The following is a 12,526-nucleotide window of genomic DNA, read 5'->3' on the forward strand; positions in this document are numbered from 1 at the left end:
TTGAAGGATAATTTGATGATTGCATTGAAGACACTATTTCTGTTATCATTAGCGTTACTTGCGTTACCTGCGTCCGGCTCCGCCCTGACGACGATCAAGGAGGGTGCTTTGGTACCAACGTTTGTTATGGTTGATGACAACGATAAAAAGACGGATATAGCCACGTTGATAGATAAGCCAACGATTATCTATTTTACGCACAATGCGTGCCATTACTGCACGCAGATAATAGCCCTCCTTAAAAGGGCAGAGGAAAAGTTTGGAAGCAAGAACTTGCGCATAATAGGCATAAATACCATGGCCAAAGACGGCAAACTGGTAAAGGCCTACAAGAAGGAGCTTGGTTTTGTCTTTCCGATGTTTGCGGGTAACCGTCCGGACGTCCTGGCTGCGTACAGGATCAACTATGTGCCGGTGTTGGTCTTTGTCGATGCCAATAAAATTGTCAGGGACATTGTAGGACATTACATACATGAGAAAGAACTTCATGACCACATCAGGTCACTTACAAACAAGTGAGGTTTGTGGTAGAATAACAACGGTTAGAGTAACGATGGGATATGTCTGTGATTGCTTGATTTTCGAGGGAGCACAGATTAAAATAATCTAAACCTTATGGAGGTACCAATGAGAAAAATAGTTTTAGGTGTAGTGCTGATGGCTCTGCTGATTCCAGCAGGGTTGTTTGCAGAGGTCAAGGCTTATACGGTGGAAGATGTTAAGGGTGGAGGCAGCATTAAGGGCAAGATAAAGGCATCGTCAGCCGTACCGGATGAGACGTTAACAATCAATAAGGATGAAGGCGCTTGTGGAAGCAAAGTACCGGCAATGAAGTATCTGGTTTCCTCTGACATGGGCGTAAAGAACGTGTTGGTCAGCATTGAGAATATCGAAAAGGGAAAGGCTGTTCCAAAGACAGATTTGGTAATCAACAACCTTAAGTGCGTGTTTGATCCCCTCGTAGGTGTTGCATATGTGGGGCAGAAGTACATCATTAAGAACGAAGACCCCATATTCCACAACACGTCATTAGGCATATTGCTGGGAGAAGGCAAGAAGAGAACAGTGTATAACCTGGCCCTGCCAAACAAGGACCAGACCATCGAAAAACCCGTAAAAGTCGCCGGTATGCAGATCGTGCAGTGTGACGCCCACGCCTGGATGAGGGGCTACGTCTATGCCTCCAAACACCCCTACGTAGCCATCACCGACGACAAGGGAACGTTTGAGATAAAGGACATCCCCGCCGGGAATTACAAGGTAAAGGTCTGGCATGAGGGTTTTGGCGAGGTAACAAAAGACGTTGAGGTAAAAGCTGGTGCCGCTGCTACGCTGGACCACACATTTTCCAAGAAGTAGAGACTACCAGCTATAGCTAAGAAGAATGAGACTTATGTCGTAATATAACGGAGATGATATATGGCTGAAGTTAGTGTAACGAAGGGTTTAATAAAAGGGGTGGTAAAGATAACCTTGCTGCTCACGGTGGGATTTATATGCATATTCCTCTTTGGGAAGATGCTTTCAGCACCCACTGAGGATGGTTACAGGTTCTTTCCACTAATGGGCAGCAGGGTGTGGGTGTGGATTATAGCACAATTGCATCTAAACTTTGCCGCCTTTGTCTTGGGTGTCCCCATTTTTGCGGTTTCTATGGAGTTTCTAAGCTGGAAGCGCTCAGATGACAGACTCGACCGGATAGCGTATGACTTTACGAAGATATTTACGCTTGCCTATACCTTAACGGCAATAGCCGGCACAGTGCTCATGATAAGTTTACCCCTGTTGTATCCGAAATTTATGGATCACATGCTGAAGATACTCGGACCGACGTGGTGGGCCTACATCCTCCTGATGTATGTTGAGGTATTGGTCTGCTACTACTACTATTACTCCTGGCACCAGATGAAGGATAAAAAGGGCACACATGTAGCTATCGGGGGACTGTTAAACATTATGGGTGCAACAATGCTCCTGATAACAAGCTCGTGGGTGGGATACATGACCACACCGGCAGGCGTCAGCGACACAGGTGAATTGGTCAACAGATGGGCCGCCATAAAGACGTATATGTGGATACCCCTTTCGTTACACAGACTTGTTGCCAACGTTGTCTTTGGAGCCGGTATCGCCGCTGCTTATGCGGCCTACCGGTTTATAACATCCGAAACGGACGAGGACAGGGCATACTACGACTGGATGGGATATACCTCGGCAATGATATCCATCGGGGCCTCGATTATCCTCCCCGGAATCGGTTATCTGCTCGGAGTTGAGATATACCAGTTCAACGAACAGATGGGTATACAGCTCATGGGCGGATTCTTCGCCTGGATGTGGGTCATGCAGGCAATCCTCATCGGGGCAATCCTGATGTTTGTCAACTACTACCTGTGGATTTCACTCAATAAAATGCCTGGCGGAGAACGATACTTCAAGTACGTAAAGTACCTCTTTATCGTGATGCTCCTGGGATACACCATATGGCTGACCCCGCACAGTGTTGCCCTCAGTCTCGAAGAAGCAAGGCGTATCGGTGCCTATCACCCAATACTCGGTAACCTGGGCGTTATGGCTGCCAAAAATACGGCCGTTGTCATCTCCTATCTGGCAACCTTCCTGAGCTATGCCATATTCAAGATGAGCAACAAGGAACCCGTTGTACCCTGGGCAAAGGCCGGCAATGCGGCAAGGATCGCCATAGTGTTTGTGTCAACCGTGTCGATGTTGGGGATTGGCGTATATAGCTATATGGTATCCTCAGCCATAAGGGTAAAGGTGCTGTCCCCCATACAGTTCGGGATATTCTTTTTGACCATTATAGTCTTGTTTATCCTGGATAACATGATGTACAAAAACGCCAAGACTATAGGAGAACCCCGCTGGGGACAGATGCCCGAAAGATCGCAGTACGCCCTGATCGGCATAACCGTCACGTTTACGTGGTTAATGGCCATGATGGGTTACATGAGGTCAGGAGGCAGACAGTTCTGGCACGTCTATGGCGTAATGAAGGACACAAGCCCGGATGCCTATCTGCCAACGCACGGATATGCAGCGGTTGTGTGCTCAGTGGTAACAATTATATTTTTCCTGCTGATCGGCATGTTGTTCGCAAGCATTATGAAGCTGGAAAAGGCGGCGGCGGCTAAGGGGAGGGCTAAGGCATGAAAGGTGGAGCAGCTAAACTCTTGGCAGTAGTGATAGGATTAAACATATTCTTCGCCTATATAGGTCTCTACTTCCTGCCACAGTCGGAGTCACGGCCACCAAAGACCGTGAAGATTGAAAAAGGCATCGCACAAGAAGAGCTTATAAGTATCGGCGAGGAGATCATATTTAGTAAAGGTCAGTGCATGGTTTGCCATCCGATGCAGGCCGAAAGCGGTATGCGTGCCCCCGCCATAGCAACCATTGGGGCTGATATGGTTAAAAACGCAAAAGAAAAAAATATGACACCGGAGGTCTACGCCTTTGAGGGACTCGTCAACCCCGATGAAACTATTGCAAAGGGATTTGAAAAGATGATGCCGGCCATTCACAAACCACCCACGTCACTCAACGAGGGTGAGTTAATAGCCGTAGCGGCATTTCTACAGAGCAAGGGGTCAAAGGTGACCATCTCCTACAATCCCGAGTCCATAGCGACCCTGCAAGAGCAGATCGCCAAAGAAGCCAAGAAAGGAGGTAGTTAATAATTATGCTTAAGATATATCCCGTTATAGCTGCCGTTGGGCTTTTGATCTCTATTGTGGCGGTCATGAGAAAGTCGCCGTTTTTTAACTTTATAGGAATCCTGACCTGCATCTACGGTGCGTTAAAGGGTGCGGCGCTCTTTATACCTCCGTTTCCTGGACAGGTCATCACCATGTACATGGCGATGTCGGTTTTTTCCTTGCTGATCTACTTCTCCATACAGGAGGAGGCCTTCCAGGCATTTCTGGAACCCATCAAAGCGATACTCGGCGACGAGGACAAGAAAATCCTCAGAATCCTGATAGTGTTTCTTGCACTGCCTTTGTTTGTCGGGTTTCTAACCTACACAAAGGTCAAACCTGTGTACGAACCACCGGTTTCGGCCAGGATCGTGCATCCTGAACCAGCCTCGCAGATAGACTTCAAAGGCAAGACCATAAACATCATCGGTCTTGAAAACCCCCTCAGAAAGGACACCGCAAACACGGTAAAAAATATCGAGGACGGCAAGAAGATTTACTATCAGAACTGTTTCTTCTGTCACGGCGATGACCTCGATGGCAAGGGGCATTTGGCACAGGGCTACAACCCGTTACCGTTGCCTTTCAGGGGCGGTGACACTATTGCGCAGTTGCCCGAGTCCTTCGTGTTCTGGAGAGTGGCCAAGGGTTGGCGTGCGCTTCCGGCCGGATCGGGTCCGTGGAACTCCTCGATGCCTGTGTTTGAGGACTTCCTGACCGAAGACGATATCTGGAAGGTCATAATGTTCATCTACGAAGCCACCGGTAATAAGCCGAGGTAAGGGGAGGCCAAATTAAATATGAAAACAATTGCAGCAATAATATTGGTAATTGTATCGTTGATGTTTCCTGTCAGCGGCTACAGCGAAGACGCACTCAAGACAGAGGCAAAGAAACCCGTGGACGCCTCTGCCGGAAAGAGTATCTATGACGCATGGTGCGCCCAGTGTCACGGCTATAAGGGCGACGCCGATGCCTACACCAAGGACGTAACATTACCATTGCCGAGGGATTTTGCCTTTGGCGTGTACAAGTTTCGTTCCTCGGCCCCGGGTGAACCACCAACCGATGCCGACCTCACACGCATTATCAGGAAGGGCAACCCGGGGACGTCAATGCCCCCGTGGGAGCGCTTTACCGACGACGAGGTCAAGGCCATCGTTGCGCATGTAAAGACGTTTGCCCCTGATGTGTTCTCCAGTGAGGCAAAGTCCATAAAGCTCGACAATCCTCCAAAATCGACGCCTGAGTCTATCGCAAAGGGCAAGGAGCTCTTTAACAAGGCCAAGTGCGTGGAGTGTCACGGCAAAGAGGGCCGCGGCAATGGCGAAAAGGGTTGGCAGGCCGATTTTAAGACCGACTGGGGTTATCGGGTCGCACCCGCAAATTATACACACGCCTGGGAGCTTAGAAACGGCTCCGACCTGGTTGATATCTACAGGACGATCTCGGCCGGTCTGGCGGGGACGCCTATGACATCGTACCTGGACTCACTCAAGGACGATGAGCGGTGGTCGCTTGCACACTTCATCAAGTCTCTGCAGGTGACGAGGAAACTCGGCCTGGCACTAAAGGTCAAGCTGGTGAAGTCCCTGCCAGCCGGCGCTGATGATCCCGTCTGGAAAGAGGTTGAGTATATGGACCTGCCAATGGGCGGACAGTTGATGTTTGAACCGCGCCATTTCACCCCGACAATCACCAATACAAGGGTCAGGGGTGTATACACATCCACCGAAATAGCGATAATGCTCGAGTGGACCGACAAGCAGCCCTCCAAGGGGGCAGACAACGTCCCATCCGATACCGCCCACATACAGTTCCCGACCAAGATGGAGGAGGGTGCCGAAAGGCCATACTTCTACCTGGGAAGCAGGAAGGCCACGGTCAATCTCTGGCAGTGGAAGGCCTCCGAGGACAACAAGGTCGCTTCTCTGACCGGCAAGGGCTATGATATGGCACCGGAGCCCAAGGAAAAGCAGAATGTGACTGCCGTGGGAACGTACACGGATGGTCTGTACCGGGTCATTTTCAAGCGTGCGCTCAACACCGGTGTTGCAGATGACTCCGCATTTGCTGTTGGGAAGTTCATCCCGTTTGCGGTGCAGTTGTTTGACGGCAACAACGGCGAGGATGCCAACAAGGCCGCTATATCGGCGTGGTACTTCCTGATGACGGAACCGCCAACACCGCTAAAGGTCTACGTAATGCCGCCCATTGTAACGGTACTCGTATTCGCAGTCGGCCTGATTATGCACAACAACATGAAGACTCAACGCAAGAACAAGAAGAAGAAATAAGAAAAAAGGGAGGCGGCTCCGCCCCTCCCTCAGACCCACCCCGCAAGGGGACCAGTCCCCCTTTTATGCCGGGGGTCGCTGACCCCTTGACCCCTTCCTCTGAATCGTTTAGCGCTAGATTGTAGGCGTGCTCGCTAAATTTCAACTAAAAAAATTGACAGAATTTGTGTCGTTGTGACATACTTTGTGTATGTAGGTTTACTATAGAAAAAGCATAAGCAGTAGATATTAAGAGTGTAATGGATAATATGATGGATAATTTTAAAATCTAATAAGGACAAGAGATATAATGACTACGTTAGACGAAATCAAGAGGGTTATAAATAAGCACAGGGATGAATTAAGGGTCGAGCATAAGATTAAGGAGATAGCGGTCTTTGGTTCATACGCCAGACACGAGCAGAAGAAAAAAAGCGACGTAGACTTATTAGCGGAGTTTGAGGAGTCTATCAGCCTGCTTGACCTTGTTGGAGCAGAACAATACCTGACGAAACTTCTTAGAACAAGGGTTGATCTAATTCCTGTAAATTCAGTGCGTCCCGAGCTTAAAGACACTATCTTTAGAGAGGCAATTCCTCTATGAACCGTGATATAACCCTCTACATTAAGGACATCATTGAAAACATGGACAAGGCGGAAGAATTTGTTGGCAATTTATCGTATGAGGATTTTTTACTTGACTCAAAAACACATTATTCCGTTGTCAGGTGTGTTGAGATTATTGGTGAGGCATCAAAGAATGTCCCTGGTAGCATAAGGTCTAAACATTCAAATATACCGTGGAAAAAAATGGCCGGTATGAGAGATAAGATGAGTCACTTTTATTTCGGGATAGAATTAGAGGTAGTTTGGAATGTGGTCAAAGAATACATTCCAAGGGCTAGGCCTTTGTTGAAAAAGGTATATGAGGAAATGAAGCTTCAGGACACTGAAAAGTAATCTTTATGGAGCGCTACCTGTTTTTATGACACGCAGGAAATTTCTCATTAACGGCCTGAGGGCTGGTGTAGTGTTGTTGGGGACGAAGGGGGTCTACAATACCTCGCGATACAATATAGAGCTTCGACGGATAACGTTAGTAGTTGCGGACTTGCCGCCTTCTTTTGATGGGTTTAAGATAGCCTTGCTGAGTGACTTTCATAGTTCTGCGATAGTTAGCGAGGGGCTTATATCGAGGTCAGCCGACATGTGTATGGCCGAGGCCCCTGATGTCATAGCCCTCACGGGGGACTTCATCACGGGGACAAACGAGGTTGGGGGTAGCGGCAATGCCGGCATGGAAAAAGGCGCCAGGGAATACGTCCAACGATGCGTCAATGCCCTGTCAACGCTCAAGGCACCGGTAGGAATTTACGGTGTCCTGGGCAATCACGACTTCTGGAGCGGACAGGAGGCCGTTGACTCCATATGCAGGTTGTTTACCGACAGGATTGGGGTGGTCTGGCTCAGGAACAAAAGCGTAAGGATTAAACGCCCCACTCAACCCGTTAACAGCAGAGAACAAACCGATCCATCTATCTATATCCTTGGTGTCGATGACCACTGGGAAAGTAGCTGCTCCCTGACCAATGCCTGTAAGGGCATAGACATCCAAGCGGTGAAGATACTGTTAAGCCACAACCCCGATATCAATATCGATATAGAATCATCAAAAAAGAAGATAGACGTTGTGTTATCGGGCCATACGCACGGCGGACAGATAGTCTTTCCCTTTATCGGCGCTCCGTTTCTGCCATCGACGTCGGGGCAGAAGTACATAAGTGGTGTCGTCAGAGACGGTGCCCGTCAGACTTACATCACAACCGGGGTGGGTAACAACATGGTACCAATGCGCTACAATTGTCCGCCCGAGGTTGCCCTTATAACACTGAGGTCATCATAATCTGTCAAGGAAGTGCATAAGCCCCGGATAACGTCTGACGTAGGTCTCAAGTCTTTGGACGAACAATGCGGTCAGCTCGACTGCGGAGAGTTCCTGTTGTGATTTTGGGTTCAGGGGTGGTTCAATGGTTATCCTGTATCTGTTGTTTTCAGCGGGCGTGATAAAGACCGGCATGAAGGCAGCGGAGGTCTTTTGGGCCAGGGTTGCCGGACCAAGGGGGAAGGCAGTGGGCCGTCCCAGGAACGTAAACGACTCGTATTTCCCCAGACGTTGTTGTGTGCCGGTGCCATCGCCGGTTGTCATGATGCAGCCGTTGTGGGCAAGCCACACAAAGACGGGCCGCAGAAACGAGTCTGCCCGCAGTATCTCTGCCGGTATCTTTGCCTCATAGCGCAATCTCAACCTGTAGGCAACGTTTCTACCGATCCAGCTCAGGCCGTCATCGGAGGGCAGTCCCAGTTGTTTTATCCTGAACCCGCACCGGGCAAGCACCACCAACGGCATATGAACCGGCCCAAAGTGCCCATGCACCAGGACAACCCCTTTGCCACGCCCAAGGGCGTCCTCCAGGTGCTCAACCCCCTCAAGTTCAACATAGCGGCGTATCTGACTGCTGTCAAACTTCGGCACGATGAAGATAAACAGACGGTCAACGTAGTGATTTCTGAAGTACTCCCTCACTACCAGGTGTTTGTTGCAAGCGTCCAGGCCCGCATCCGAAAGATTTGCAAGCAGCCGTTGCCTCTTGCCCCGTGAAAGGACGTAGTGCATATCCCCCATAGCCCTGAAGAGCATCAACCCTGCCCCCACAGGTAATATCTGTACCACCCACCGCACCGGATACCACACTATCAACCGCAGAAGGTCGCGCACTACCCCCTCACTTACTACCATTTACATGTAAGCAGAAGAGTATAAGTATCTATAACAACAGAAGAAAAAAAGGAGGGCGACTCCGCCCCCTCCTCAGACCTCCCCCGCAAGGGGACCAGTCCCCTTGACCCCATAAAAAATGCCATGTCTTGTGTATTTAATCCAATCGAAACCTGCTATACGTCAAAGAAAAAAGGGCTATCCCTTTGTTGACTTGTCTGAGTGGGACAGTCCAAAGATAAACACTACCCCTGCCAGGACAACTATCATTATCAGCCACAGGGGCCAGAACCAGGCATAGGAGTTCGAACTCCTGTTGTACATCATCCTGTGTCGCCAAGTGACTTTTTCCCAGCCGCCAATGCCCATTTCGCTTCTTATGTTATAGTCCTGTTTCGTTTCGTAAATGAGGTAGTACAAAAAGGACGCTGCCAGGGCCGTTGGAAATCCAATGCGTTCCTCCGTTGCCATAAACACCAGCGATACCAATGAATAGGCCGCTATGTAGAAGAAGTTACTATGTATAAACTGATCTTCCATGCTGTATTAACCATAGCACATTTGCAGGGTCGAGTGCAATGGCAATGTTTTATTATACGACAAAAGCGTCTTCTTGCTTCAGATTTGGAGAGGGTTTACCGATCAGGTAGCCTTGTGCATAATCGACGCCATAATCTCTGAGCAGATTCATTGTCTCCATGTCCTCGACAAACTCGGCAACGGTCATAATGCCCATCCCGCCAGCCATGTCCCTGATGGCCTTTACGATATGGCGGTTTTCGTCGCTATTTAGCAGATTCTTGACGAATGAGCCATCTATCTTGATATAATCCACCTCCATGTCCTTGAGGTACTTAAAGGACGTAAAGCCCACGCCAAAGTCATCAAGCGATATCCGACACCCCAGTTCCTTCAACGCCCTGATAGACCTGATGGCCTTGGCAAGGTCGCTGATGGCGGCCGTTTCGGTTATCTCAAAGATCAATCGTGTTGGGTCAATGCTGAGGTCATCAATCTGGGTCTTTATAAACTGCAATAGTTGTTCATCGCCCAGGTCCTTGCCCGACAGATTCATGCCAAAGGACAGGTGAGGCCTTGCCCGGGCAACCTGCGACTGGACGGTGAGAGTCTTTTGTATAATCATCCTGTCAATGGAGCTGATAAATCCATACTTTTCCGCCGTATATAGGAATGACGGTGGATACAGCACTTTTCTCTCATCCACCTGCATCCTTGCAAGGGCCTCATAGTGCGATATCGTGTTTGTTCTGAGGTCGAGTATGGGCTGAAACCAGGGGACAAAGCGGTTGTTTTCAAGCGCCCACTTGATCTGTTCCCGCTCCTTGAGACGTACCTGGATATCTTCGAGGTATCGGTCTTCATTGCTGTAGAGGTGACATCGGTTTTGGCCAAGCTCCTTTGCACGGTATATGGCGGCATCGCCACGTGTAATCAGCTCCCTGGTGGATGTCCCATGCTCAGGGTAGATGACGATCCCGATGCTGGCCGAGGTGCGTATCATGAACTCGGAAAAACGCATTGCCTCTACCTGTTTACGTATACCCTCTGCCTGCTCAACCGCCGCCTCAGCACCAATATAGGGGATAAAGACGCCAAACTCATCACCTCCGATGCGACCAACCATGACCTTGTTGACGGCCTGACTGTCAAGGCCATAATCAACACCTTCGTCGCCGCTGACCGTGCGCCTGAGCATATCGGCAATGCTCTCCAGGAACTCGTCCCCAACGATGTAACCATAGGTGTCGTTGATGAGTTTAAAGGCATCCAGGTTGACCAATAGCAGGGCGCCCACTGCCCCGCTGCCACTCTGTCCGACAATCCACTGATCCAGCAGGGCCATAAACCTGTTGCGGTTGAGCAGACGCGTTGTCCTGTCATAGTAGGAGATGTACTCGATGGTCTGTTTTGATTTCATCTTGTCCGTGATGTCTTCCTGGATTGCCAGATAGTTGGTGATTTCACCGGCATCATTTTTGATCACGGAAACGAGGCCGTTGATCCAGAAGAACTCCCCGTTTTTCTTCTTGTTTTTAAAGATACCGCGCCACGTCTTTCCGGCGGAGATTGTGTTCCAAAGTCCTTCGTACTGCTCATGCGTAGTCTGCCCCGACGACAGCAGGTGTGGCGTGGTGCCTATGACCTCGGCCTTTGTGTAGCCGGTTATCTGTTCAAAGGTCTTGTTGACATACCGTATTCTGGCGTCCTTATCGGTGATGTATATAATGTTGATGCTCTCATCGACGACTGCATAGAGGGTCTTTATCTCTGCCTCTGCGCTCTTAAGACGTGTTATGTCAAAATAAGAGACAACGACATCGCCCTCTTCCCTGTCCAAGGGGACTGCGTGCATGAGAAACCACATACTTTCGTTGCACCTGTACTCAAATTCAAATCGTTGCATTTCACCGGATAGCACTGCCGCAACCCCTTTGCTGACCGGCACACTATACTGCTTGCACTGTTGCAGGGTGGCGGAGCACTTTTCGACATAATTGGCCCCCTCGGTGAGGCTCAACAGACAGGAGCTGTCTTGCTGCACTGCGTATTGCTGCCATGACCGATTGACGTTGACAATAACGCCGTTACGGTCTAAGACGGCGACGTTTATGGCAAGGCCATCGAGTACGGCCTGTGACAGGTACTTTTGTGGCCTGTGTTCGTATTGTTCCGGGGCGGGTGGCCGTAGAGTGTTCGCTTCCGTCTCAGTGGCGGCGTAGACCTTTACCCTGTTTCTGCCCTCATGCTTTGCCTCATACAGTGCCTTATCCGCTGAAGTAATCAGGTCCGCCATTGCGGTATCCGTTTCGGGCACTACGGAGGCGGCCCCAATGCTCACCGTGACAATGTCTGCAGCCTTGGAGTTTACGTGTGGTATGGCCAATTGCTGCACCCTTGCTCGCATGGCCTCACCGACACTGACGGCGCCATAGATGCCCGTGTCAGGCAGAAGCACTACAAACTCCTCCCCCCCGTACCGCGCAACGATGTCGGCAGGACGTTTGAGGGCCTCCTGGAGGACCTTGGCAACGACTGTGATGCACTCATCCCCGGCCATGTGACCGTAGGTGTCATTGTAACGCTTAAAGAAGTCTATGTCTATCATCAGTGCAGACAGCGGGGAAGTGTTTCTTAAGGAGCGTCTCCACTCAGCTTCCAGAATATGTTCAAACGTCCGGCGATTGGCAATGTTTGTCAGGAAATCAATGGAACTCAACTTGTTTAGCAGCTTGTTTTTCTCCGTCAACTGCTTGTTTAACACCACCAGTTCCTCTTCGCGGGCCTTACGGTTGTCAAACTCGTACTTCAGCTTCAGGACCGTCCTGACCCGCGTCACAAGCTCTATCTTATTGACGGGTTTGGTGACATAATCGACGGCTCCCGCATTAAAGGCTGCCTGTAAACTCGTTGCCTCCGTAATGCCCGATACCATAATGATTGGAATGTCCCTGAGATGTTCATTGGATGTTATCCGGGCACACGCATCTATGCCGTTGATTCCGGGCATCATTATATCCATAAGGATTAGCTCCACACCAGGGGGAGCATCGTAGCTATCGGCGTCATCGACTCCAAGGACCTCAAAGGCCTGCTGTGCAGATTCAGCAAATAAGATATCCGTATATCCGGCAGATTTTAAAAATACCTTCAACAGCTTTAACATATCTGTGGAGTCATCAACGATCAGTATACTCATAAACATCTCCATATAAAATAAAAGAATTCGGTCTTGTTTT

Annotated in this window: 12 protein-coding genes; 9 read left to right on the forward strand and 3 right to left on the reverse strand. The window is 49.6% G+C overall.

What is annotated here, in order from left to right:
• Positions 1 to 15 precede the first annotated feature (15 nt).
• The 9 genes from Mcas_RS11190 to Mcas_RS11230 all read left to right on the forward strand — a co-directional run bounded on the left by Mcas_RS11190 (position 16) and on the right by Mcas_RS11230 (position 7,895).
• Positions 16 to 519: a TlpA family protein disulfide reductase gene (locus Mcas_RS11190; RefSeq protein ID WP_156033330.1), complete on the forward strand. Its 504-nt coding sequence runs from the start codon at positions 16 to 18 to the stop codon at positions 517 to 519.
• Positions 520 to 627: 108 nt separating this feature from the next.
• Positions 628 to 1,359 (forward strand): carboxypeptidase regulatory-like domain-containing protein, encoded by a 732-nt coding sequence (locus Mcas_RS16860; RefSeq protein WP_052567243.1) that lies wholly within the window; start codon positions 628 to 630, stop codon positions 1,357 to 1,359.
• A 60-nt stretch (positions 1,360 to 1,419) separates the two neighbouring features.
• Complete coding sequence (locus Mcas_RS11200) at positions 1,420 to 3,171, forward strand: cytochrome ubiquinol oxidase subunit I (RefSeq protein WP_052567244.1); 1,752 nt, start codon at positions 1,420 to 1,422, stop codon at positions 3,169 to 3,171.
• Positions 3,168 to 3,695 (forward strand): c-type cytochrome, encoded by a 528-nt coding sequence (locus tag Mcas_RS11205; RefSeq protein ID WP_040335630.1) that lies wholly within the window; start codon positions 3,168 to 3,170, stop codon positions 3,693 to 3,695. Before Mcas_RS11200 ends, Mcas_RS11205 begins: the two co-directional genes overlap by 4 nt.
• Positions 3,696 to 3,700: 5 nt before the next feature.
• Positions 3,701 to 4,498: a c-type cytochrome gene (locus tag Mcas_RS11210; RefSeq protein ID WP_052567247.1), complete on the forward strand. Its 798-nt coding sequence runs from the start codon at positions 3,701 to 3,703 to the stop codon at positions 4,496 to 4,498.
• An 18-nt stretch (positions 4,499 to 4,516) separates the two neighbouring features.
• Positions 4,517 to 6,013, forward strand: a complete 1,497-nt coding sequence (locus Mcas_RS11215) for a c-type cytochrome (protein WP_040335631.1) — start codon at positions 4,517 to 4,519, stop codon at positions 6,011 to 6,013.
• Positions 6,014 to 6,302: 289 nt separating this feature from the next.
• Positions 6,303 to 6,596 (forward strand): nucleotidyltransferase family protein, encoded by a 294-nt coding sequence (locus Mcas_RS11220; protein WP_040335632.1) that lies wholly within the window; start codon positions 6,303 to 6,305, stop codon positions 6,594 to 6,596.
• On the forward strand, positions 6,593 to 6,952 hold the full coding sequence (locus Mcas_RS11225; protein ID WP_040335633.1) for a HepT-like ribonuclease domain-containing protein: 360 nt from the start codon (positions 6,593 to 6,595) through the stop codon (positions 6,950 to 6,952). Before Mcas_RS11220 ends, Mcas_RS11225 begins: the two co-directional genes overlap by 4 nt.
• Positions 6,953 to 6,977: 25 nt before the next feature.
• Complete coding sequence (locus Mcas_RS11230; protein ID WP_040335634.1) at positions 6,978 to 7,895, forward strand: metallophosphoesterase; 918 nt, start codon at positions 6,978 to 6,980, stop codon at positions 7,893 to 7,895.
• Here Mcas_RS11230 and Mcas_RS11235 read toward each other — a convergent pair.
• The 3 genes from Mcas_RS11235 to Mcas_RS11245 all read right to left on the reverse strand — a co-directional run bounded on the left by Mcas_RS11235 (position 7,890) and on the right by Mcas_RS11245 (position 12,486).
• The gene (locus Mcas_RS11235) at positions 7,890 to 8,789 is read right to left on the reverse strand and encodes a lysophospholipid acyltransferase family protein (RefSeq protein WP_081853804.1); all 900 of its coding nucleotides are present in this window, start codon (positions 8,787 to 8,789) and stop codon (positions 7,890 to 7,892) included. The genes Mcas_RS11230 and Mcas_RS11235 overlap by 6 nt on opposite strands.
• A 177-nt stretch (positions 8,790 to 8,966) precedes the next feature.
• Positions 8,967 to 9,308 (reverse strand): hypothetical protein, encoded by a 342-nt coding sequence (locus Mcas_RS11240; protein WP_040335635.1) that lies wholly within the window; start codon positions 9,306 to 9,308, stop codon positions 8,967 to 8,969.
• Positions 9,309 to 9,360: 52 nt separating this feature from the next.
• The gene (locus tag Mcas_RS11245; protein ID WP_040335636.1) at positions 9,361 to 12,486 is read right to left on the reverse strand and encodes a diguanylate cyclase; all 3,126 of its coding nucleotides are present in this window, start codon (positions 12,484 to 12,486) and stop codon (positions 9,361 to 9,363) included.
• Positions 12,487 to 12,526: the final 40 nt, after the last annotated feature.

The sequence above is a fragment of the Candidatus Magnetobacterium casense genome (assembly GCF_000714715.1).
Taxonomy (GTDB): Bacteria; Nitrospirota; Thermodesulfovibrionia; order Thermodesulfovibrionales; family Magnetobacteriaceae; genus Magnetobacterium; species Magnetobacterium casense.